Source organism: Bifidobacterium pongonis (assembly GCF_019331805.1).
GTDB lineage: Bacteria > Actinomycetota > Actinomycetes > Actinomycetales > Bifidobacteriaceae > Bifidobacterium > Bifidobacterium pongonis.
The window spans coordinates 1-22612 of the sequence record NZ_JAHBBE010000019.1; the positions used below are offsets into that span (position 1 = coordinate 1).

At 63.1% G+C, this 22612-nt stretch carries 17 protein-coding genes; 11 read left to right on the forward strand and 6 right to left on the reverse strand.

Annotated elements, in window-relative coordinates:
• The first annotated feature begins 89 nt into the window (after nucleotides 1-89).
• From folP to KIH75_RS05835, 3 genes are all read left to right on the forward strand, one after another.
• Nucleotides 90-962, forward strand: a complete 873-nt coding sequence (gene folP, locus KIH75_RS05825) for a dihydropteroate synthase (RefSeq protein WP_219055834.1) — start codon at nucleotides 90-92, stop codon at nucleotides 960-962.
• A gap of 143 nt (nucleotides 963-1105) precedes the next feature.
• Entirely contained in the window at nucleotides 1106-2734 is a 1629-nt protein-coding gene (gene folK / locus KIH75_RS05830; RefSeq protein ID WP_219055835.1) for a 2-amino-4-hydroxy-6-hydroxymethyldihydropteridine diphosphokinase, read from the forward strand.
• A 102-nt stretch (nucleotides 2735-2836) separates the two neighbouring features.
• Nucleotides 2837-3373 (forward strand): DUF3180 domain-containing protein, encoded by a 537-nt coding sequence (locus tag KIH75_RS05835; protein WP_219055836.1) that lies wholly within the window; start codon nucleotides 2837-2839, stop codon nucleotides 3371-3373.
• Between the two features lie 124 nt (nucleotides 3374-3497).
• Here the strand turns inward: KIH75_RS05835 and KIH75_RS05840 are convergent, their stop codons facing one another.
• Together KIH75_RS05840 and ettA are read right to left on the reverse strand one after the other, a co-directional pair.
• A complete protein-coding gene (locus KIH75_RS05840; RefSeq protein WP_219055837.1) occupies nucleotides 3498-4400 on the reverse strand; it encodes an acyl-CoA thioesterase in 903 nt (300 codons plus the stop codon).
• Nucleotides 4401-4678: 278 nt separating this feature from the next.
• A complete protein-coding gene (gene ettA, locus KIH75_RS05845) occupies nucleotides 4679-6358 on the reverse strand; it encodes an energy-dependent translational throttle protein EttA (protein ID WP_219055838.1) in 1680 nt (559 codons plus the stop codon).
• Nucleotides 6359-6699: 341 nt separating this feature from the next.
• On the opposite strand from ettA, the gene KIH75_RS05850 reads away from it, so the two are divergent.
• The 4 genes from KIH75_RS05850 (at nucleotide 6700) to KIH75_RS05865 (ending at nucleotide 11190) form a co-directional block, all read left to right on the forward strand.
• Nucleotides 6700-7539, forward strand: coding sequence for an NUDIX domain-containing protein (locus tag KIH75_RS05850; RefSeq protein ID WP_219055839.1), 840 nt, complete (start codon nucleotides 6700-6702; stop codon nucleotides 7537-7539).
• Nucleotides 7540-7783: 244 nt separating this feature from the next.
• Entirely contained in the window at nucleotides 7784-9136 is a 1353-nt protein-coding gene (locus KIH75_RS05855; RefSeq protein WP_274608102.1) for an adenylosuccinate synthetase, read from the forward strand.
• A 111-nt stretch (nucleotides 9137-9247) separates the two neighbouring features.
• Nucleotides 9248-10231: a hypothetical protein gene (locus tag KIH75_RS05860; RefSeq protein WP_219055841.1), complete on the forward strand. Its 984-nt coding sequence runs from the start codon at nucleotides 9248-9250 to the stop codon at nucleotides 10229-10231.
• 68 nt (nucleotides 10232-10299) lie between these two features.
• A complete protein-coding gene (locus KIH75_RS05865; protein ID WP_219055842.1) occupies nucleotides 10300-11190 on the forward strand; it encodes a hypothetical protein in 891 nt (296 codons plus the stop codon).
• A 90-nt stretch (nucleotides 11191-11280) separates the two neighbouring features.
• Here the strand turns inward: KIH75_RS05865 and KIH75_RS05870 are convergent, their stop codons facing one another.
• Together KIH75_RS05870 and KIH75_RS05875 are read right to left on the reverse strand one after the other, a co-directional pair.
• A complete protein-coding gene (locus KIH75_RS05870; protein WP_219055843.1) occupies nucleotides 11281-11706 on the reverse strand; it encodes a peptide deformylase in 426 nt (141 codons plus the stop codon).
• Between the two features lie 83 nt (nucleotides 11707-11789).
• The gene (locus KIH75_RS05875) at nucleotides 11790-13058 is read right to left on the reverse strand and encodes an ATP-binding protein (RefSeq protein WP_219055844.1); all 1269 of its coding nucleotides are present in this window, start codon (nucleotides 13056-13058) and stop codon (nucleotides 11790-11792) included.
• 283 nt (nucleotides 13059-13341) lie between these two features.
• Between KIH75_RS05875 and KIH75_RS05880 the strand changes: the two genes are divergently transcribed.
• Nucleotides 13342-14772 carry an amidohydrolase gene (locus KIH75_RS05880; protein WP_420829181.1) on the forward strand — a complete coding sequence of 477 codons (1431 nt, stop codon included), beginning with the start codon at nucleotides 13342-13344 and terminating at the stop codon, nucleotides 14770-14772.
• A gap of 501 nt (nucleotides 14773-15273) precedes the next feature.
• Here the strand turns inward: KIH75_RS05880 and KIH75_RS05885 are convergent.
• Nucleotides 15274-16557 carry an O-acetylhomoserine aminocarboxypropyltransferase/cysteine synthase family protein gene (locus KIH75_RS05885; RefSeq protein ID WP_219055846.1) on the reverse strand — a complete coding sequence of 428 codons (1284 nt, stop codon included), beginning with the start codon at nucleotides 16555-16557 and terminating at the stop codon, nucleotides 15274-15276.
• Between the two features lie 227 nt (nucleotides 16558-16784).
• Between KIH75_RS05885 and xylA the strand changes: the two genes are divergently transcribed.
• From xylA to KIH75_RS05900, 3 genes are all read left to right on the forward strand, one after another.
• Nucleotides 16785-18131, forward strand: coding sequence for a xylose isomerase (gene xylA / locus KIH75_RS05890; protein WP_219055847.1), 1347 nt, complete (start codon nucleotides 16785-16787; stop codon nucleotides 18129-18131).
• Nucleotides 18132-18457: 326 nt separating this feature from the next.
• A complete protein-coding gene (locus KIH75_RS05895) occupies nucleotides 18458-19087 on the forward strand; it encodes a sugar O-acetyltransferase (protein ID WP_219055848.1) in 630 nt (209 codons plus the stop codon).
• Between the two features lie 376 nt (nucleotides 19088-19463).
• Nucleotides 19464-20816, forward strand: coding sequence for an MFS transporter (locus KIH75_RS05900; RefSeq protein WP_219055849.1), 1353 nt, complete (start codon nucleotides 19464-19466; stop codon nucleotides 20814-20816).
• Nucleotides 20817-20998: 182 nt separating this feature from the next.
• Here the strand turns inward: KIH75_RS05900 and KIH75_RS05905 are convergent, their stop codons facing one another.
• The gene (locus KIH75_RS05905; RefSeq protein ID WP_219055850.1) at nucleotides 20999-22519 is read right to left on the reverse strand and encodes a xylulokinase; all 1521 of its coding nucleotides are present in this window, start codon (nucleotides 22517-22519) and stop codon (nucleotides 20999-21001) included.
• Nucleotides 22520-22612 lie beyond the last annotated feature (93 nt).

A 22612-nucleotide genomic window follows, 5' to 3' on the forward strand; every position in this document is an offset into this window, starting at 1 on the left:
TGCCGCGCATCGCCGCCGGCACTCCCACACTTTTCAGGCTTTCAGACTCCCAGATTCCACGTTTTCAGGTTTGTCAGGAAGGGACGGCAATGACCGAACCGCAATCGATCCGCAACACCGAACGCACGCTCGTGATGGGCGTGCTGAACATCACCGAGGATTCCTTCTCCGACGGAGGCCTATGGCTCGACCCGGCCAAAGCCGCCGAACATGGCCGTGACATGATGGCCGCCGGCGCGGACATCATCGACATTGGCGCGGAATCCACCAGACCGGGCGCCAAGCGCGTATCCGAAGAGGACGAGCTGGCCCGGATCAGGGGAGCGGTCGAGGCGCTGATCCCCGAAGGCGCGGTGCTGTCCATCGACACGACGCGAGCGAGCGTGGCCGCCGGAGCGCTGGAACTCGGCGCGCAGATCATCAACGACGTGTCCGGCGGCACGTTGGACAAGGAACTGCCGCACGTCGTGGCCGATCACGAATGCCTGTACATCGTGCAGCATTGGCGCGGCTGGCTTGCCGGATCGCACGGCTCCACGCCGGACGCCGACACCTCCCACTACGAGCATGGCGTGCTCGCCGACGTGCGCGACGAACTCATGCGGCAGGTCGACGCGGTGATCGCGGCGGGCGTGAACCCCGAACGGATCATCATCGACCCGGGTCTTGGATTCTCCAAGCCCGGCGTGGAACACAACATGCCGTTGCTGGCCGGGCTTGATACGTTCACCGGCACCGGCTACCCGGTGCTTATCGGGCAGTCCCGCAAGCGTTTCGTCTCCGCGCTGCTCGCCGATGCCGGCTTCGAGCAGGTCGGCATGGATGCGCGCGACGACGCCACGGCCGCGATGTCGGCGTTGAGCGCCGAGCATGGCGCGTGGGCGGTGCGCGTGCATGACGTGGCACGTTCCCGCGCGGCGGTTGCGGTGGGCGACGTCTGGCGGGCCTACGCGCAGCGATAAGTGGCCGTTCCGGCTGTTTTGACTGTTCCGGCGGCTGAACGGCTCCAATAACGCAGACGGTTTTCGGTAAGACAGACGGTTTCGAAAGGCCCGGCGATTTCGGCGGGCAAGGGCATGCGCCCGGCGCATGCGGAAAGGATTCCATGGACAGGATTGTTCTCACCGGCGTACGCGCCAACGGCACGCATGGCGTGCTCGACTTCGAACACGAGCGTGCGCAACAGTTCATCGTCGACGCCACGCTGTACCTGGATCTGGCCGCGGCAGGGGTGAGCGACGACCTGAACGACACCGTCGACTACGGTCGCGCCGCGAAGGAGATTGTCGCCGTCATCGAAGGCAGGCACGCCGATCTCATCGAACATCTTGCGCAACGCATTGCGGACCGGCTGCTCGCCATCCCGCCGATCGCCAAGGTGGACGTGACCGTGCATAAGCCGCACGCGCCCATCACCGTGCCTTTCGACGATGTGGCCGTCAGCATCACGCGGTCGAAGGAGAACGCGAAGGAGGGCACGGAAAGGAACGCGGGGAAGAACGCCAAGGAAGCCGGTTGCGCACCTGCCACCCATCATGCGGTCATTGCCATCGGCGGCAATCAGGGCGATGTGGAGGCCACGCTGCGTGATGCGGTCCGCCGCATCGACGCGCTCGGCGGCACGCAGGTCACCGGTGTTTCGCCGCTGTACCGCACCGTCGCATGGGGTATGCCGGACGGCACACCGGACTTCCTGAACGCCGTGGTGGAAGTGAGCACCACCCTGGACGCGTACGATCTGCTCGACGGCTTGCACGGAATCGAAAACGACCACGGCCGCAAGCGTGAAACGCATTGGTCCAGCCGCACGCTCGACTTGGACATCATCGATTACGACGGTGTGGAATCGGATGATACGGCGCTCACCCTGCCGCATCCGCGCGCATGGCAGCGGGCCTTCGTGCTGGTGCCGTGGGCCGCGCTCGACCCGGAGGCCGATCTGCCGGGCATGCATGGCGGTCCGGTGGGCGAGCTTGCCGATGGTCTGCTCGACGAGGCGGATGAGCCGCCCGTCGAATTCGTGGCGTCGGATTGGCTGAGCGGTGGTTCGGGCACGCGAGGCTCCCGGCATGGCATCGATCGAAAGGCTAAGCGTGAAACCGGCCGTGATGCCAAGCGCAATGCCGATCGTGACGCCAAACGCGACGGTCAAGGCAAGCATGACAGCCAGAGCAAACGCCAGCCGAGGCATGCCGCCGACGGCGGTCCCGGCGCTTCCGGCGCCTCCGCCGGCACTGCGGGCGCATCGGACGGCCTGCAGGCCAGAACGGCCGTCATCTCGCTCGAATCCGTCTCCACCGAGGCCGAGAACCTGTTCCGCGAGGCGATTGTGACCATCGACGGCATCCCCGGCAGTCAGGTCGAGGGCATCTCGCCCCTGTACCATGTCGGCAACCTCGACGGCCCCGACGCCATGAGCGCCGTCGTGCAGATCCTCACCAAACTCGGTCCGCGCGAACTCATCGAAGCCTTGGAGGCCATCGAATCCATGCATGGCAAGGCGGTCGACCTCGATCTGGTCGATATGCAGGGCGTCGTTTCGGATGAGCCGGACTGCCGTGTGCCCTGGCCGTCCGCAGGCAAACGCGCCGCGGTGCTCGCCCCGTGGATGGACATGGATCCCAACGCCACGCTGGACGGCGACCCGGTATCGTTCCTGCTGGCGATGGCGCAGGACGCCGGGCGCGTGGGCATGCTGAGCGACGCGTGGATCTTCGGCGCCGACGCGGAATGACGAAACGCGCGAACGATTGCATGACTGAACGACCGAACGATTGAACGACCTAACGATTGAGTAGAGCAATGAGGAAACCGGATTTGGGAGGGAGAAGCGACGATGAACGCGCATAGGACGCCCTGGTGGCATGCCGCCGTCGCGCTGGTGCTCGGACTGATCGCCGGCGCGGGCATCGCGGTGTTGGGCGAAAGCACCGGCCTGACGCTGATCGGCACGCCGTGGTTCGTGGCCGCGGTACTGGTCATGATCGGCGTGGTGGCGCTGGTCCTGGCCTTGAACGTGCACAAATACGCCACGACCGATCCGAAGAAACGACCGAAAACCTTCGTGAACCCTTCGGTCGCGTTCAACACGCTCGTGCTGTGCAAGTCGATGATTCTGGCGGGCGCGGCGCTCGCCGGATGGTACGGCGGGCAGATCATCCCCACCATCTCCCATATCGAAGGCTCGTTCTACGAGCATGCGGTGCTCGAATGCGCGGTGACCGCCGCCGTATGCCTGGCGGATATGATCATCGGCTTCGTGGGGGAGTGGCTGTGCCAGCTGCCGCCCAACGAAGGGCCGGAAAGCCCCAAGATGAAGGAGCAGCAGCGGCAGGGCGGCCTCGCCGGTGCTGCGGCCAAAACCGTGCGCTGAACGGTTCGGCACACGTGCACGGAGCGCACGCGCACGACACGTAAACGCGGGAGGCGGCGGACTCGTCACATAACGAATCCGCCGCCTCCCGCGTTCGCGTATGGCTGCGATCAGCGCCCCGGCATCACGCCTGCGGCACGCGCAGCATGGCCTCCTGCGCGATCACCGCGACCAGCTCGCCATCCTGCGAATAGACCTTCGCCTCGCACAGGCCACGCCCATGCGCGGCGGTCGGCGTATCCTGCACGTACAGATGCCATTCGTTGATATCCACGTCACGGTACCACCACATCGAATGGTCGATCGACGCATACGAAATACCCGGCGTGGTGATGCTCAGCCCGGCGCGGCGCAGCACGGGTTCCATCATCACCTGATCGCAGCCGAGCGCGAGCAGCGCACGATGCATGGTCTGCGGCACATCCACCCGGCCATCGCTGCGCATCCACACCATCTGCCTGCCGGAATCGGCTTCGGCGGAAGCCTTATCGGGCGCGAGCATCACGGTGGGCGTGACATGGCGGATATCGAACGGCGACTGCTGCGCGTAGAAACGGGCGAACGGCGACTTCTCCGAATACGGTTCCATCAGCTGCTTGGCGCTCATCAGCGTTTCCGGATCCGGCACATCCTCCGGCATCGGGTCGGCGAACTCCACGCCCGTCTGACCGGACTCCTGGAAGCTCGCGATCGCGGTCAGGATGGAACCCTCGGCCTGCGTGACGTTCACGCGGCGGGCGGAGAACGAGCGGCCGTCCCTCAACGATTCCACATCGAACAGCAGATCCTGGTGGATGTCGCCCGGGGCGACGAAATAGCCGTGGACGGAATGCGGCAGGCGGGAGGGGGAGACGGTTTTGGCGGCGGCCATCAGCGACTGCGCGATGACCTGGCCGCCGTAGACGCGGCCCGTGGGGAAGTACATGCTTTCGCCGTTGATATACGTGTGACTGCGGTATTCGGACGGGGTGCCGAGAGCCAGAACCTTCACGATATGCTCCAATGGGGTGAGGGCTTCTTGGGTCATGCTATCTCTCGATTCGACGTTGGTTCGATTGGTTTATTCGATGCAGCCACTCTATACCGCACGTGTTACACAGGCCCGGCCTGATATGTTGTGACGGTGTTACGGTACGCGGCGCGATTGCGGGGGTGTTAACGGCGTGATCGCAGGGTGGTTGCGGTGCGTTCGCAGCGTGATCGCGGGCCATGCGCGGGCCGTGTGCGGGCGGTGTGCGCCCAGAATGACCGAATGGCGGCCCTCCATATGGAAGGCCGCCATTCTGGTTCTACGAAAGCGGGAAATCAGCCGCGCACGAGCTTCTTGTGCAGACGGTGCGGACGCGCCGCATCCTCGCCCAGACGTGCGACCTTGTTCTCCTGGTAGGCCTGGAAGTTGCCTTCGAACCAGTACCACTTGGCCGGGTTCTCATCATCGCCTTCCCACGCGAGGATATGCGTGGCGACGCGGTCGAGGAACCAACGGTCGTGGGAGATGACCACGGCGCAGCCGGGGAACTGCAGCAGCGCGTTCTCCAACGATTCCAAGGTCTCCACATCAAGATCGTTCGTAGGCTCATCGAGCAGCAGCAGGTTGCCGCCCTGCTTCAAGGTCAACGCCAGGTTCAGACGGTTGCGCTCGCCGCCGGACAGCACGCCGGTGAGCTTCTGCTGGTCGGAACCCTTGAAGCCGAAGCTGGCCACGTAGGCGCGGGTCGGCACTTCGACGCCGGCCACCTCGATGAAGTCGAGACCGTCGGACACGGCCTCCCACAGGTTCTTGTTCGGATCAAGGCCGGCACGGTTCTGATCGACATAGCTGATCTTGACGGTGTCGCCGATCTTCAGCTCGCCGCTGGTCAGCGGTTCGAGGCCGACGATTGTCTTGAACAGCGTGGACTTACCGACGCCGTTCGGGCCGATCACGCCGACGATGCCGTTACGCGGCAGGGTGAAGCTCAGATCGTCGATGAGCACGCGGTCGCCGAACGCCTTGTGGATGTGCGTAGCTTCCAGCACCTGGGAGCCCAAGCGCGGGCCGGCCGGAATCTGGATTTCGGAGAAGTCGAGCTTCTTGCTGTTGCGTGCCTCCTGCTCCATCTGGTCGTAACGTTCCAGACGGGCCTTGTTCTTGGCCTGACGGGCCTTCGGCGAGGAGCGGACCCAGTCGAGTTCGTCCTTGAGGCGCTTGGCGAGTTTGGCGTCCTTGGCGCCCTGGATCTCCATACGCTTGGCCTTGGTCTCCAGGTAAGTGGAGTAGTTGCCCTTGTACGGGTACAGGTGGCCGCGATCGACCTCGCAGATCCATTCGGCCACGTTGTCCATGAAGTAACGATCGTGGGTGACGGCGATGACGGCGCCCTTGTACTGGTGCAGGAACTGCTCCAGCCACAGGATGGATTCGGCGTCGAGGTGGTTGGTGGGCTCGTCGAGCAGCAGCAGATCGGGGGCTTCGAGCAGCAGCTTGCACAGTGCCACACGGCGGCGCTCGCCACCGGAGCACACGTTGACCGGGGTGTCCGGATCCGGGCACTGCAGGGCGTCCATGGCCTGATCGAGCTGGGAGTCGAGATCCCAACCGTTCGCGGCGTCGATCTCGGTCTGCAGCTTGCCCATCTCTTCCATCAGGGCATCGAAGTCGGCGTCCGGATTGGCCATCTCCTCGCCGATCTGGTTGAAACGCGCGACCTTGTCCGCGATCGGGCCGAACGCCATCTTGATGTTCTCGCCCACGGTCTTGGTGTCGTCCAGCGGCGGCTCCTGCTGCAGGATGCCCACGGTGTAGCCAGGGGTGAGGGTCGCTTCGCCGTTGCTCACGGTCTCCAGGCCGGCCATGATCTTCAGCAGCGTGGACTTACCCATGCCGTTGGGGCCCACCACGCCGATTTTCGCGCCCGGCAGGAAGCTCAGGGTCACGTCGTCGAGAATCACACGATCGCCGAAGGCCTTGCGGGCCTTGATCATCTGATATACAAATTCAGCCAATGTTGTGTTCCATCCTTAAGAAACGTTGGAATTCCAGCGTGTTGCATGAGCGGTCAACGGATGATCCGCGAATGGATCCCGGAACGCAACCCACGCACAATACCACGTGCGATTATCCCATACCCCATCTACACGGCCGCGTATGCGAAAGTCGCGCGGTCGGGCACACGGTTCGGCGGTGCGTGAAGACTCCCGTCGCGGCTCGTATCGTTGCCCCGCTGCCGCAGCGCGTACCGTTCCGCTTTCCGCCGCAAATCGTACAATGATGCGGTTGGCATGGTAATCACCATCAGCCCATGTTGTCGGGCTCATGGTAGGCACACGATAGGAAGACTGTTTCGATGGGTAATGATCGCGGGAAGGAATGGTACGAGCGGGAAGCCTCGTACGATGAATGGGCCGAATGGTGGCGTGAGGAGGGTAGGAGCCTGTACGACTCCGTCCGCCCCGATGTGACGATCGATTGCGTCATCCTGACCTACGACGACGATGAGAGTACGCAGGCCGAGGATTCCCTGAAATTCCTGTCGGTACGGCGTAAAAGCCATCCGTGGCGCGGCCATCTGTCCCTTCCGGGAACGTTCCTGCACGCCGACGAGAGGAGCGCCGGTCAAGCCGTCCGGCGTGAGCTCGCGTGGTTGTTCGTACGCCCCGAGGAAGTCGAGGCCAGGATCCAGCAGATTCGCACGTTCACCGGCATCGAGCGCGATCCGCGCGGGCAGACGGCGAGCATCCTGTACGTGGTGTACGCCTCGGAGGCCATGAGTCTCGAGCTGAATGACGGTGTGGACGCGGTGTGGGCACCGTTGGCCGGTTATTCGGTGGAGGCGCTCGACGAACTCGGCGGCGCCGTGGCCGCGGCCCCGGATTCGGCTCCGGCGGGCGATGTGGTGGACGCGTTCGATCATGCGAGGATGCTGAGCCTGGTGGTCGATCGCCTGCGGGATCAGTTCGCTTGGACGCCCAACGTGTTCTACACGCTTCCGGAGGAGTTCACGCTGACCGACGCCATGCGCTTGCGTTCCTCGCTGTTCGACGAGGATTACCACGAGATGAAGCGTGCCAACTTCCGCAAGAAGTACGCCGTCCTGTGGGATGAGGTCGGCGTCGTCGACCCGTCGGATCCCCGCAGCCCGAAACTGTTCTCGGTCGCCGGGAAGCGCGGCCTGGCCATGGAGTGACCTGCCTGCAGGCGCATGCGACTTTGATTGTGCGGGTAAGCGGGCGATCTCCGCTTACCCTGCCTATCCCGCTTACCCCCCGAATCTGCGAATCTCCGAATCCCCGAATCCCCAGCGTGTCGTGATTTTGCTTTTCGCGGTTCGCGGTATACGCTGACAATCGTCTAACAAATCTGGTTCACGCGACCGGTCTTGAAAAAGATCCGTTGCATACACAAGATGGAGACGAAAAACTATGTATGGGATGAATAGGCCCAAGTGCGTAGTCGGGCTAGGCTATGGTGACGAGGGGAAAGGCATGACGACCGCCTTCCTCGCGCAGCAAGCCCAAGCTGGCTACGGTAGGTCCGTGGTAGTGCGCTACAACGGTGGACCGCAAGCGGCCCACAACGTGAGGGTGACGACGTCTGACGGCAAGGTGCTGCATCACACGTTCAGCCAACTAGGCGCGGGTACTCTCACTGGTGCCGCCACCATACTGTCCGAACACACGCTTCTTCAGCCCTACGCCTTGGCAAAGGAAACCACCGCGCTGATCGCGCAGACCGGCAACAATCCGCTCCCTCTGCTGAGCGTGGATCCCAAGACCCCCTTGCTGCTCCCCGTGCACGCGCAGTGCAATAGGATGCTCGAAACAACACGGGCGAAGATCGGCAGACGTCACGGGTCGACGGGAATGGGCGTAGGTGTGGCCAGGGATTACGAGCTGGCCATGCGGGAAGCTGGTTCCGTGGACGCCATTCCCACGGCGTTCGACCTGGCGAGGCCGTTCCTGCTCGCCGACAAGATGCGGGCGCAGGCCGAATGGCTGGGCGAGCGTTGGGGGATGGATTTCCATTACACCAAGGAACAGGCGGAAGATCAGGCCACCGAGCTTCACCTGATGTACGGCGATTTCACCGCCGGTGGCGCCGAATTCATCCCCGCATGGGAGGCGTTGGAGGACTACCGGTGGACTCCCGGCGCCGTGGTGTTCGAAGGGTCCCAGGGCATTCTGCTCGACCTGCGCTACGGTTTCTTTCCGCACGTGACCTACGGCTGGATGGATGCCGGGAACGCCAGGGAGCTGTCCGAGCGCGCCTCGCTGCCGGCCCCGCTGGTGGTCGGCTGCACGCGCACCTACTCCACGCGCCATGGGAACGGGCCGTTCCCGCCCGAAGGCACGTGTGACGTGGATGAGACGGACAACGGTACCGGGGTGTGGCAAGGGGCGTTCAGAACCGGTCTGCTTGACCTGCCCATGCTGGAATACAGCGCCGGTTTGGTGAAGCCGGACGTTCTCAGCGTCTCATGCGAGGACCTGTACCCCGGGAAGGCCATCACCAGATGGGAGAACGCGGATGGCGAGCCGGTGCAGCCGGGCGATTACGCTCTGGCCGCCGACGACGGCATACGCCGCCGCGATGATGACGCCGGCTTCGACCCGGAGAACGTCTACGCACCATTGCGCGAAGCGAAGCCCGTCATCGAGGAAATGGGATTGGATGCCGTACTCAAGGCCATTTCCAAGACGGCGAACGCTCCCATCGTGATGGATGGGGCCGGTGCCGTGCTGTCCGACTGGACGGAACGGCCTGTGGCGGAAGTCGCGGACTGACCTTTGAAGGAAGTCGCGGACCGACCCGCCCAAACGAATCTCATAACTGAATATGAACAATATAAGACGCCCCGCTGTCTGCACAGCCGGGCTGTACAAGGAGGCACCATCATGGGTGGCGGTAGTTGGAGTTCAAGCACGTACGATAGGGTCACCGGAGCCAAGATGCGTTCCGGATCCACGTTCGGCTACACAAGCGAAGCGTTCCGGACCGGAATCCGGAAGGCGCACGAGTCCCTCGACCCGCTGAAGGAAGGGAATCCCACAATCAGGGAATCCAGGGACAGCAACGAACACCCCGAATCCACGTCGATCGCCATAGCGTTCGACGTGACCGGCAGCATGGGCAGCAACCCGTCGTACCTGCAATCCGATCTGAAAAACGTGTTCGGCATGCTCGTCCGCAAGGACATCGTTCCCGATCCGCAGATCAGTATCGTGGCGTACGGCGACGCCTATTGCGACGACGTGCCGCTCCAGGTCGGGCAGTTCGAATCCGACAACAGGATCGACGACGAGCTGGATAACGTGTTCATCGAGGGAGGTGGCGGCGGTAACGGCGGCGAGACGTCCACCCTGGCCGCCTTGTACCTCGCCGAGAACACGCGGACCGACGCGTGGGAGAAGCGTGGCAGGAAAGGGTACTGCTTCTTCATCGGCGACGAGAAGGCCCTCGACCTCAAGGCAAGCCAGATCCGCGACTTCATGGGGTCGCCCGACCCCTCGAACGTGACGGCGGCCGAGGCGTTCCGCAAGCTGCAGGAGAAGTGGAACGTGTGGTTCCTGCTCATCGATAACGGCGCCGCCAAGCGCCAGCGTTCCGAAAGCTGCTACAAGGACCTGCTTGGCTCCGAACGCGTCATCAAGATCAGTGACGGCCACGAGGCTCCGGCCACCATCGTGTCCATCATCGGCGCGATGGAGGAAACCACGGACTACGCAACCCTGCCCGAGGATCTGATGGCATCCGGCTTCAGAGAATCCCAAGCGCTCGCGGCCGTCGATGCCACCAAAGGCATGTACGGGACTGCGGACGCCGACGGCGGGAACGCTGTAGTGCCGGTCGACGACTCGTATGGCGACCTTGGCCTGTAGCCGATAGCCGTTATCCACACTGGGGCTGGGTCTTTACCAGCCCCAGTCGTTTTACGGGAGAGCTGATTATGTCTAACGAGACCATTGACGAGATCAATGCCGCGGCGGACGCCGACGCATTATTTCCGCCCATCAGAAAACGCGCCATCAACAAATACCGCAGGCTCATGCGGGCCGTGCACCCGGACGTGGACCCGTCCCCGGAAGCCACCGCCGCGGCCGCGCGACTGAACGCGCTATGGGAGGATTGGCTGACGGCGCATGACGGCAAGCCCGGGAGCACCGCTGCTGCTCCCAAACCAACAACGAAGCCGACGGAAGTGCTCCGCACCGAGTCCAGCGTCCTGTTCACAACCCCCGGCGGGTGGCTGTCGGTAACCAGAAGCGCAGGCGGCCCAAACGGGGGTGATATCGGCAGGCTTGTGAAGAAGCTGAACCGCCTGGTCAGCGGGTCTCCCGTCGACGTCGGCGGACGCGTCTCGCCCGTCATGATTCCACAGGCCGACGGTCTGCACTCCGCAGTGCGAGTGGAACGCGGGCTGATGGATGACGGCTGGACGCTCGGTGCGCTGGGCAAGCTGACAGGGCGAGACGCCGCGTGGGTGCTCAAACGGCTCGTGTTTCTCGGCGGCGCCTTGGAAACGGCCGGCCTCGACGTGCCGGAACTCGGCCGGCGAGTGGTCGTGCAGCCGTCCAAGCACATGGTGGGGCTGTTCGATTTCACCGGAGCCGTAGGAAGAAGCAACGTGGACGCCATGACGCCGCTGATGGCCGAATTCATCGAACGATGCGCCGACGAGAGCGAAACCGATGGTCGTAAGCTGGCGGCGTTCGCGAAAGGAAGCATGCTGAAATCGAGGCCCGCGCCGGTGGAACTCATGCGGGAGCTTGACGATGTGCTGTTCGACCTATACGGCAAACCGCAATACCATGCCATGCCGGACCCGGTCGGTCACTGACCGGATCCGCCCAGATCGGCCAGACATGGCATGGCCGGTCAGGCCGATCTGGGCGGATGGCGTCCCTGCCGGGCGCATCGCCGGAAACGGTTAGATGATGACGCCGTCGCAGTGATCGATCTCATGCTGGATGATCTGCGCGGTGAACCCGGTGAACGCGGCATGATGCTCACGGAACCTGCGATCGCAATACGTGACCTCGATGCGCTGATGGCGTACGGTCCGGCGCTCGCCCCTGAGCGACAGGCATCCTTCGGCGGTATCGTACGCGCCGTCCGCCGCCGTGATACGCGGATTGAACATGACGGTGATACGCCCGCCAAGCTCCTCATCCACGAACGCGATGATGCGCTTCGAGACGCCGATCATGTTGGCGGCCATGCCGACGCACCCTTCGCGGTGCGCGTCGAGCGTATCGCGCAGATCCTCCGCCACCGCCAGATCCTCGGCGGTATTGCGCGCCTCCTCGGACGGCTGGCTCAGAAACGGGATCGAAGTCATGATTGCACGCTGCATACGCATCCTTTCCATGGTGCCGCGGCGACTGCACGCCGCACGGTTCCGACACCATCACATCCTATGGCATGTTCCCGCCGTGGCTATCCGGCCAGCCCGGACCGGCATGCGGGAATCGTGACGCGGAACGAATCGATCGAATTGTCGATTCGCGCGGCCGGACGATGCTCGCTGCGCAGCATCGCCTCGATACGGCGGTAGCCGGTGCCGTTGTCGCGCAGCACCATGCCGTCGCCCGGGTAAGGGACGGAACGCAGCAGGGAGAACAGGAACGGGTTGCGCGTGGAACTGGAAACCGGGTGCTTCATCGTATGCTTCGTCACCGCGCCGAACAGGCCACCCGGATTGGTGATCTCGATACGATCCGGGAACATGTCGACATGCACCGGCGTGCCCACCGCGTCAGGCGAATAATCGCGGTGGATGAGCGCGTTGGAAATGGTTTCACGCAACACCGCTCTCACATACGGCGGGCGGGCGGTTGCCGCGCCGGTCACGCCGCCGCTCCAATCCATCAACGTATCGACCGCATCGGCAACCATGGTCGGAATCGGCCCCACGAACACCGCAGTACGCACCAATTCACGCCCCGTGGAGAACACCTCGTCACGCGAGACGCCCGGGAACAGCGCGGCCGAAATGTTCAACCGCGGGTAGCAGCGCTGCGGGTAGCGGCCAAGCGCCAACAGGCCGGCCAGCGTGGGATGCGGCACCGAATCGTCGTCGCGGCCCAGCACGCGCAGGTCGAGCAGCATCTCCTCATCGCTCATGCCGTCGAAGACATGCCGGTGGGTGTTGCGCTCGTTGTCAAGCAGCGCCCGCACCAGGTTGGGGGACAGGTCATCCGGCGTGGCATCCCCGACGATGACGACGTCATGCTCCGGCTGACGCTGCTCCTCCAACAGACGGTCCACCTCATAGGTGGTCATGCGTCGATCGCCGTCGCCCGTGCGGATATACGAACCGTTATATGGGCCGGCCGCGGTGAAATAACAAGGTTTCTCGCGCGGCAGCATCTCGTCGACCACGGCGAACACCAGATTCGCGCCCTCGAACGGGCAGGTCACGATGATCGGGCGCACCGTGGGCGTGAGCTTCTCGCAGGCCTGGCTGAGCGACTCCTGCATGGAACGCGCGTTGAACCCCTCCACCGGGGTGAAACCGTTCTTCTCGCTCAGACCGAGAATGATATAGCCGCCGTTGCCGTTCGAGAACGCCGACAATGTGTCGGTGATGGTGGTGCTGATCTTATGCGCGCACTCCTTGACCTCGCACTGCTGCGTATCGTTGCCGATGATGCGCATGAGCTGTATCAGCTCGGTCATTTTGGCCGTGTAGTCGTCATTGTCCATGTCACGCCGCCTTGCCGTAGGTACGTTCCCCAGCATACAGCGCCGTGCCGCGCTCGCCGGTCTCCCACGCGGGCGGCGCTCCGAGGGCGCCTCGTACCCGGCGCTCGCGGATTCCGCACTGTAGGAAGTACGCGGCGTTTCACGGAGGGGAGGCATATCATGGCACGTTGGAAGAGGAAAACAAAGAGAGGACCATACGGCCGTGAGCGAAACGCTATATATCCGGAACGTAAGACCCCTCGGCTCCGATGAGCCGGTGAACATCATAATCCGTGAAGGACGGATCGAAAGCATAACGCCGGGAATCGCGGAACATGAACGCGATCTGCCGGTATTCGACGCCGAAGGCATGTGGATCATCCCAGGCTTGTGGGATTGCCACACGCATTTCACGCAATGGTCGTACACACTGGGACGGCTTGATCTGCTCAACGCCCGCAGCGCGCATGAGGCGATGGAGATGCTGCGTCGCCACCTCGACGATCTGCGCGCCGAAGGGCGGCTCAACCCCGACCGGTATGTGGTGGGCATGCGGTTCCGCCATTCGTTGTGGGCCGACGATGAGCAGCCCACACTTGCCGCCATCGACGCGGTCACGGGCGATCAGCCGGTGGCGTTGTCCAGCGCCGACATGCACTGCGGATGGGTGAATTCCGCCGCCGCGCGCAAGCTTGGCGTGCAGGTGGGCGAGTCCGGGCTCGTAGGCGAGCTGGAATGGTTCGACGCCTACTGCAAGCTCGACGATGCGCCGGGAGCAGCCGAGGAGTTGGACCACCTGCTGCGCAACGCCGAACTCGATGCCGCTGGCAAGGGCATCGTCGGCGTGCGCGACTACGAGATGGCCGAGAACATCGATACATGGATCGCCCGCTTCGACAGGGGCATCAACGGTTTGCGCGTGCAGGCCGGCGTATACCCGGAACGTCTGCAGCAGGCCATCAACGACGGCTGGCATACGGGCGACGAGCTGCCGGGGAGCGATGGCCTGGGGCATGTCGGCGCGATGAAGCTCATCTCCGACGGCTCGCTGAACACGAGGTCGGCCTACTGTTCGACGCCGTATTCGGGCATCGAACCGGAGACGTTCGGCACGATGAGCTATACGCCGGAACAGGTCGAATGCTACATGTTCGTGGCGGCGCGTCACGGGTTCGACATCGCCTGCCATGCCATCGGCGACGAGGCGAACACCATCGTGTTGGATTGCGCCGAACGCTCCAAGGCGCGCGGCTCCATCGAGCACGCCCAGATGCTCAAACCCACCGATATTCCGCGATTGGCCAAGCTGGGGCTCGCCGCGAGCATCCAGCCGCAGCATGCCATGGACGATCGCGATGTGATCGCCCGGTTCTGGGGGAATCCGGCCGGCGTGCCCTATGCGTTCAAGGCGCTGCATGATGCCGGTACGCGCCTGCTTATGGGCTCGGATGCGCCCGTGGCGCCGCTTGACCCGTGGATGGCCATCTCCGCGGCGGTGTTCGGCACGGAAAGCTCGGATCGTGAGCCGTTCCAGCCGGAGCAGTGCCTTGATTTCGGCACGGCGCTGGCCTCGTCCGCGGCCACCGGGCGTGCGGTTTTGGCGGCGGGCGACGTCGCCGATATGGTGCTGCTGGACCGGGACCCTTCCCGTGCGGCTTCGCCCGAGGAGATGCGGGCGATGCCGGAGCATGTGCAGGTGACCATGCTCGCCGGGCGGTGGACTTTCCGGAAGTGAGGAAGCAGGCGTGGTATCCGCGGCGGGGCGGGCAAGTCGGTGACTTGCCCGCCCCGCTGTTGTTGGTGCTGAGGCTGGTCGGGGTGCGGCCTGGTGACTTTGGCGGCTGCCGCCACTTGGGTGCGGGCTGCGTGTGAATCACATGCGAGTTGCGCTCAACTTGCGCCCATTTCGGGGCGACCTATGCGCGCATAAGGGTGAAGAGGCGCGGGTGCGCGCTCGAAAAGACGCTAACTCGCTTATGTATGGCGGATTTGTGGGTCCGCATTGTGCTAGGTGGCTTATATATGGCACGGAAAACGGAATATCCCGGGTATGAACCGCGCCGTTACGCGGCTCATACCCGGGATATTCGGGAATAGGTGCCGTATATAAGCCACCTGGTTATTTCACGCCGGGCAAATCTGCCACAAATAAGCGAGATATAGGGCGAGATGTAGGCGAAAGCCCGCCTGGAAGCGTGCACGCCGCTCGCTTCACGCCCTCCCGGCTTGCGGCCGTTTACTCCTGCACCGCGGCGAGCGCCTGATCGAGGTCGGCGATGATGTCGTCGGCGTTCTCGATGCCGCAGCTCAGGCGCACCAAGTCGATGCCGACGCCGGCCTCCTCAAGCTGTTCCTCGGTGAGCTGGCGGTGCGTGGTGCCCGCGGGGTACAGCGTGCAGCTGCGCGCGTCGGCCACATGGGTGGCGATGGACACCATCTTCAGGTGGTCGAGGAAGGCGGAGACTTTCTCGCGCCCGCCGGGCACGCCGAAGGAGATCACGCCGCACGTGCCGTTCGGCATGTACTTGAGCGCCAGCTCATGGTATTTGTCGCCTTCCAGCCCGGGGTAGCTCACCCAGCTCACGCGCGGGTCGGCGTTGAGCCATTCGGCCACCTTCTGCGCGTTGGCGCAGTGGCGTTCCATGCGCACGCCCAGCGATTCCATGTGCATGCCCATGATCCAGGAGTTGATGGGCGCGGGCGTGGATCCGAAGTCGCGCATGAGCTGCGCGGTGGCCTTGGTGATGTAGGCGGCCTTGCCGAATTCGGTGGCGTAGGTGACGCCGTGGTAGGACTCGTCCGGGGTGGTCAGGCCGGGGAATTTGCTGGCGTGGGCCATCCAGTCGAAGTTGCCGGAGTCCACGATTGCGCCGCCCACGCAGGAGCCGTGGCCGTCCATGTACTTGGTGGTGGCGTGGGTCACGATGTCGACGCCGTATTCGAACGGGCGGCAGTTGATTGGGGTGGGGAAGGTGTTGTCCACGATCAGCGGCACGCCGTGGCGGTGGGCGGCGTTCGCGAACTTTTCGAAGTCGAGCACGATGAGCGCCGGGTTGGAGATGGATTCGCCGAACACGGCTTTGGTGTTCGGGCGGAATGCGGCTTCGAGTTCCTCTTCGGTGCAGTCGGGGCTGACGAAGGTGCATTCGATGCCCATTTTGCGCATGGTGACGTTGATGAGGTTGAAGGTGCCGCCGTAGATGGCGGAGGAGGCGACGATGTGGTCGCCGTTGTTGCAGATGTTGAACAGGGCGAAGAAGTTCGCCGCCTGGCCGGAGGAGGTGAGCATGGCGGCCGCGCCTCCTTCCATTTCGCAGATCTTCGCGGCGACGGTGTCGTTGGTCGGGTTCTGCAGGCGGGTGTAGAAGTAGCCCGCTTCGGACAGGTCGAAGAGTCGGCTCATCTGTTCGCTGGACTGGTATTTGAAGGTGGTGGCCTGGATGATCGGCGGGGTGCGTGATTCGCCGTTGCCCGGCTGGTAGCCGCCCTGCACACAGATGGTGTCGACGTGTTCGCTCATTGATGCTCCTTTTCGGCGCTTCCTTGCGTCTGCTCGTTGAATAAAACACACATACTCTAGCATCCCTGCGAGAATCGTTGATTTTCCGGGCGAAACACCGAAAGTAAAACGAATTGACAAAGATAGGTAATTCATTTTATTATGTATCGCAAGACGGGACGAACCCGCCGGAAGTACACCAAGTGCAACGCTTGCAAAGGCAAAGCCGTAAAGCAAAGGAGCAACCCATGGGTCTGTGGGACATTGACAAGATTCCGTACGTCGGCCGCGAACAGGGACCGAAGGAGGGTCTGGCCTTCCACTACTACGACGCCGACCGCGTGGTCGCCGGCAAGAAGATGAAGGACTGGCTGCGTTTCGGCGTCGCCTGGTGGCACACCTTCGATCAGGAACTCGTCGATCCGTTCGGCACCGGCACCGCCCAGCGCCCGTGGTACGGCAAGTACGCCAAGGCCGAGGATGAGGCTCTGGCCAAGGTCGACTACGCCTTCGAATTCTTCCAGAAGCTCGGCGTCGAGTACTTCTGCTTCCACGATCGCGACATCGCCCCCGAAGGCGACACCCTGCGCGAGACCAACAAGAACCTCGACAAGGTCGTCGACAAGATCGAAGAGAACATGAAGGCCACCGGCGTCAAGCTGCTGTGGAACACCTCCTCCCTGTTCACCAACCCGCGCTTCGTCTCCGGCGCCTCCACCTCACCGTTCGCCGACATCTACGCCTACGCAGGCGGTCAGCTGAAGCACTCCCTGGAGATCGCCAAGCGCCTGGGCGCCGAGAACTATGTGTTCTGGGGCGGCCGCGAAGGCTACGAGAACCTGTGGAACACCCAGATGAAGCGTGAGCAGGAGCACATGGCCAAGTTCTTCCACATGTGCCATGAGTACGCTCAGGAGATCGGCCTGGACGCCCAGTTCCTCATCGAGCCGAAGGCCAAGGAACCGACGATGCACCAGTACGACTTCGACGCATCCACCGCCATCGCCTTCCTGAAGACCTACGACATCGACTTCATGAAGCTGAACCTCGAAGGCAACCACGCCAACCTGGCCGGTCACACCTACCAGCACGAGATCCGCACCGCCCGCGAAGCCGGCGTGCTCGGCTCCCTGGACGCCAACCAGGGCGACAAGCTCATCGGCTGGGATATGGACGAGTTCCCGACCGACCTGTACGAGACCTCCACCGTCATGTGGGAAGTCCTCGCCGCAGGCCAGATCGGCCCCCACGGTGGCCTGAACTTCGACGCCAAGCCGCGCCGTACCTCCTTCTACGCCGAGGATCTGTTCCGCTCCCACATCGCCGGTATGGACGCCTTCGCCGCCGGTCTGCTGGTCGCGGCCAAGATGCACGAGGACAAGTTCATCGAGAACCTGCAGGCCGAGCGCTACAGCTCCTACGATTCCGGCATCGGCGCGACCGTTGAGGACGGCACCGCGACCCTGGCCTCCCTGGAGGAGTACGCTCTGGACATCCCGCAGGCCAAGCTCATCGAGGCCACCAAGTCCGATCACCTGGAGTCCGTCAAGGCCACCATCAACAACTACATCGTCGAGGCTCTGGCCGAGGCGTGACCCTGATGGGTCGGGGTCACGGTTCCCCGGCCCATCGCCTACAGCCCGGTCCCGCTTAAGGGACCGGGAGCGAATCGGGCTCCCCTCCGATTCGCCTCCCTTTTCCTTCCTAGTTCCCATGAGGTCGCCCGCGTTGCACACACCATTCGCGCGGGCGGCCTCATGTCATATGCGCGGCGTATGCCGACGTCGGTTCCGGTTTTGGTTCCGTGCGTGCCGGTTCCGCGCGTGCCGCTGCCGAATACGCCGCAACCAGAAGTTCGATGCAAGGGTGGCGCGATGCCGGGCGGAAGCCAGCGCCCATACCGCCCCGCCAAGGAGAAACCATGACCAGCGAAACCGAGAGGATGATCGCCTCGGATGAGGATCTGACCAAATTGTTCACCGGCAAGCCCACGCAATACCGCAAATCGCGGTCGCTGCCGAAATTCACCGGCCAGGCCATGCAGACGTGCGCGACGATCAACCGCATCTTCTTCGACGATCCCGACGAGGCCTACCGTCTGTTCCACGAGCTCATCCCCGACGCGGGGGAAGGTGTGCAGTTCACGCCGCCGTTCAACATCGATTACGGCATCGGTCTGACGATTGGGCGCGGGACGTTCCTCAACAAGGATTTCCTCATCGTGGGTGGCGGGTACGTGACCATCGGCGAGAACTGCCTGATCGGCCCGCGGTGCACCATCGCCACTCCGAACCATGCCAAGGATGCGGCGACCAGATTGGCGGGGTGGGAGCACGCCTCACCGGTGACGATCGGCGACAACGTGTGGTTCGGCGCGAACGTCACGGTCACGCCCGGCGTCACGATCGGGGCGAATTCCATTATCGGCGCGGGGTCCGTGGTCACGCGCGACATCCCCGAAAATTCGATAGCCGTCGGCAATCCCGCGCATGTGATTCGCGAGATCCCCGAACATGATCCCGCCTTCGCCGAAGTCGAGGGCCTTCTCTGACGCGTACGGGGTGTTCCGTCTCCTCTCAAGTCCGCTGGACCGTCGGATGGATCGGAGGCGGTGGCTGGTCGTTGCGGTCGCCCTGTGCCGCTTGCCCCGAATCATGCAATTAAGCATTTTGCGATTGAGGTGTATAAAGCTTCAATTACCAATTGAATCGCGACAACTGGCAATGATGTTCGCCCTCGGTAAAAGTGGTATTTTCGGCGATGGGGGATAGATTTGGAAATGCTTATGGAGGGGGCGCTGTAAATGGCATGTGAAACAGTCCGGAATGGTTTTGGTTTTGATACGGATCAGCATGTTTCCCATAGATGTTATTGAAAGCAACGTTTCCTGCCGGTGCGAACTTACTGATGAACATTTGGGGTGAATCATGGGTAAACAAGCTGGTGCTTCCGACGTGCAGGCTTCTGATTGTAAGTTATGGGATATTCCGGGTTATCTGCTGTGGTTTACGGCGGACAGCGCGACAGCCGTAGGCGTGGCCTTACGGTATTTGGCGGTTTCTTTGATCGGTTTCAATCTGACGGGATCGACTGTAGCCGCAGGTTGGCTGGGGTCGTTGGCTGCGATTGCGCAGCAGGTGACTGCCATATTCGGAGGCACGTTCGCTGACCGTCATGACCGCAGGGCCCTGATCGTCGTGAATGCGGTTGTGGGTGTCGTCTGCTGGGGAGCAGTCGCTGCGCTCCTCATGACAAATAGACTTGTTTTCTCCATACTGCTTGTTATCGCGGTGTTGGAATCTGCAGTCAACGGGTTTCTCGGTCCCGCGTCGGATGCGATGCTCAAGTCCATCGTTGATGTTCGCTCGTATCCCAAGGCGCGCAGTCTCAACGAGGGGCGTGACGCGACTATCAACATGGCAGGTAGCCCGGTGGGCGGTTTGCTGTACGGTATCGCCCCTTGGCTGCCGTTCCTGTTGGCATCGGTCATGTACTTGCTGGCCGGTGTGGCTGCCGCATGCATTCGATCTACCGGGATATCGAAGAACGATAAGGCTGAGGGACATTGCGAGAGAACCACATCCTGTGCTGATGGAGACGGCGAGAGCATGACGGCTGCGCGGCAATCCGATGGCTCTCGTACGGGAGCATCGTTCTTTCGTGATTTTGTCGAAGGGTGGTCATGGTCGCTGCACCGCAAGATGCTGGTGCTGACGATGGTGTCGTCCGCACTGGTGAATTTCGGAGTCAACGGTTTCCAGTATGCGATTCAGCTCCATTTGATGCGCGTAAACGTGAATGCGACGCTCATTGGTTTCGTGAATACGGGCGTGTTCCTCGCGACGCTCACAGGTGCGTTCGTGGCTGGGCGAATCAGCGCCATCGCGCCGGTCGGCCCTGTGACATGCTGCGGATTCGTGTTCATTTGCATTGCATCGTTGCCGATGTTGTTTACCGACAATTATTGGGTGTTGATCGTCGCGGATGCTGCGATGTGTCTGCCATTCCCGATTATTAACGCGTTGCTGCTTGGATTCGTGTTCAGTAAGACGCCTGATGTGATGCAGGGGCGCATCACCGTGACGCTCAGTGTGCCAGCTCAAGCACTTTCGGCGTTCTGCTCGGCCACTGCTGGAAGCTTGCTGCCCGTACTTGGGTTCCGTGGGGCAATGCTGGCATTCTGGGCGGTGATGCTTGTTAGCGCGTTGCTTATTGTCAGTTCGCGTGGTTTGCGCACTGTTCCGTGTGCTGACCAGTGGGATCGCACGCCGTTGGAGTAGCGAGGAAGGCGGATGCAGAGTGCTAGATAGAGGATCCCGCTATATGCTCCGTATCTGTCATGATGTCGTCGCGGAGTGTTGTTTCTGAACCTGTTGCGGTGAGGAATGTGGGGCGAAACGTAAGGGTGGCATCACGCACGAAGCGTGATGCCACCCTTACGTTTTTCTCTTCGGCTGGCCGATCAGCCGCGAGCCTTCGCGTAGGCCTCGTATACGGCTTCGGTCGGCTCTCCGGTTTCCACGCCGTCGATGGTGAGCTTCCATGCGGGCGGCTCGGCCTCGCCGGACAGCACCCATGCGGCCTGTCGCGCGGCGCCGATGGCCACGTATTCGTCGGTGGCGGGGCGGGTCACGTCCATGCCCAGAATGCTCGGTGCGAGCGTGCGGATGGCTTCGGATTTCGAGCCGCCGCCGATGAGCAGGATGCGGGAGATCTCGGCGCCGAGGGAACGGATGAGCTCCAGACAGTCGCGCTGGGAGCACAGCAGGCCTTCCACGAAGGCGCGGGCCATGTTCTCGCGCGTGGTGTTGGCCAAGGTCAGGCCGGAAAGCGTGGCGGTGGCATCGGGGCGGTTGGGGGTGCGCTCGCCGTCGAAGTAGGGCACCAGCGTGATGCCGCCGGCGCCGGGTTTGGAGGCGAAGGCGAGCCGGGCGAGCTCGTCGTAGTCCACGCCGAGCGCCGCGCGGCCGGCATCGAGGATGCGCGAGCCGTTGATGGTGCAGGCGAGCGGCAGGTAGTGGCCGGTGCAGTCGGCGAAGCCGGAGACAGCTCCGGTCAGATCGTAGGTCGGGTTTTCGGAGATGGCGGCGGCCACGCCGGAAGTGCCCAGGGAGATGGAGACGTCGCCGACACCCATGCCCAGGCCGAGCGAGGCCATGGCGTTATCGCCGCCGCCGGGGGCGAGGATGCAGCCGCCGCTGACGTTCGCGCCAGCAATGGCGGGATCGGCCTTGACGGGTGCCGCGTCGCGCGGGCCGAGCACGGAGGGCAGCACGATGGCGTCCGCATGGGCTTTGGCGGCTTCGGCTCCTTCGGCGGCTTCGAGCACCATGGCGATCAGGTCGCGGCGGTATTCGTTCGATGCTGCGTCGTAGTAGATGGTGCCGGAGGCGTCGGAGCGGTCGGTGAACAGCGCGTCGAGGTGGGCATCCTCGCCTTCGGCGACGGGGCCGTAGCCCGCGATGCGCCAGCTCAGCCAATCGTGGGGCAGGCAGATGGCGGCGATCTTCCTGGCGTTTTCGGGCTCGTTTTCGGCGACCCACGCCACCTTGGTCAGCGTGTAGGAGGCGACGGGGGAGGAACCCACGGCCTTCACCCAACGCTGCTTGCCGCGGGCGATCGGGTCGTCCGGTTCGCCCGCTTCGGCGGGGGCTTCGCCCATCTTCTCGATCAGGGCGGCGGCCTGCGGTGCGGAGCTCACGTCGTTCCACAGCATGGCGTCGCGGATCACGTTGCCCTGCTTGTCGAGGATCACCATGCCGTGCTGCTGGCCGCCGACTGCCAGCGCGGCCACGTCGTCCAGTCCGTCTGCCTGCTGTGCGGCCTGAAGGAACGCCTCCCACCAGTAGGACGGGTCGATGGATGTGCCGTTCGGGTGCTTGGCCTGCCCGAAGCGGACCAGTTCGCCGGTTTCGGCGTCCGTCACGCGGACCTTGCAGGATTGGGTCGAGGTGTCGACGCCGGCCACCAGAGTCTGTGCCATGATGTGTATTGCCTCCTTGCGCATGCCGTTCGCCAGCGGCGCACGGTCTATAGTTAGATGAATGAACTATACTATGGTAGTGTAGCATCAATA

Bases quoted from the DNA above. Each gene is read 5' to 3' on its own strand.
- KIH75_RS05905 (WP_219055850.1), bottom strand. From the start codon at position 22,519: ATGGCACAGACTCTGGTGGCCGGCGTCGACACCTCGACCCAATCCTGC.
- KIH75_RS05835 (WP_219055836.1), top strand. From the start codon at position 2,837: ATGAACGCGCATAGGACGCCCTGGTGGCATGCCGCCGTCGCGCTGGTG.
- KIH75_RS05900 (WP_219055849.1), top strand. From the start codon at position 19,464: ATGGGTAAACAAGCTGGTGCTTCCGACGTGCAGGCTTCTGATTGTAAG.
- KIH75_RS05840 (WP_219055837.1), bottom strand. From the start codon at position 4,400: ATGACCCAAGAAGCCCTCACCCCATTGGAGCATATCGTGAAGGTTCTG.
- KIH75_RS05860 (WP_219055841.1), top strand. From the start codon at position 9,248: ATGGGTGGCGGTAGTTGGAGTTCAAGCACGTACGATAGGGTCACCGGA.
- KIH75_RS05875 (WP_219055844.1), bottom strand. From the start codon at position 13,058: ATGGACAATGACGACTACACGGCCAAAATGACCGAGCTGATACAGCTC.
- KIH75_RS05885 (WP_219055846.1), bottom strand. From the start codon at position 16,557: ATGAGCGAACACGTCGACACCATCTGTGTGCAGGGCGGCTACCAGCCG.
- KIH75_RS05865 (WP_219055842.1), top strand. From the start codon at position 10,300: ATGTCTAACGAGACCATTGACGAGATCAATGCCGCGGCGGACGCCGAC.
- folK (WP_219055835.1), top strand. From the start codon at position 1,106: ATGGACAGGATTGTTCTCACCGGCGTACGCGCCAACGGCACGCATGGC.
- KIH75_RS05855 (WP_274608102.1), top strand. From the start codon at position 7,784: ATGAATAGGCCCAAGTGCGTAGTCGGGCTAGGCTATGGTGACGAGGGG.
- KIH75_RS05895 (WP_219055848.1), top strand. From the start codon at position 18,458: ATGACCAGCGAAACCGAGAGGATGATCGCCTCGGATGAGGATCTGACC.
- xylA (WP_219055847.1), top strand. From the start codon at position 16,785: ATGGGTCTGTGGGACATTGACAAGATTCCGTACGTCGGCCGCGAACAG.
- KIH75_RS05850 (WP_219055839.1), top strand. From the start codon at position 6,700: ATGGGTAATGATCGCGGGAAGGAATGGTACGAGCGGGAAGCCTCGTAC.
- folP (WP_219055834.1), top strand. From the start codon at position 90: ATGACCGAACCGCAATCGATCCGCAACACCGAACGCACGCTCGTGATG.
- KIH75_RS05870 (WP_219055843.1), bottom strand. From the start codon at position 11,706: ATGCAGCGTGCAATCATGACTTCGATCCCGTTTCTGAGCCAGCCGTCC.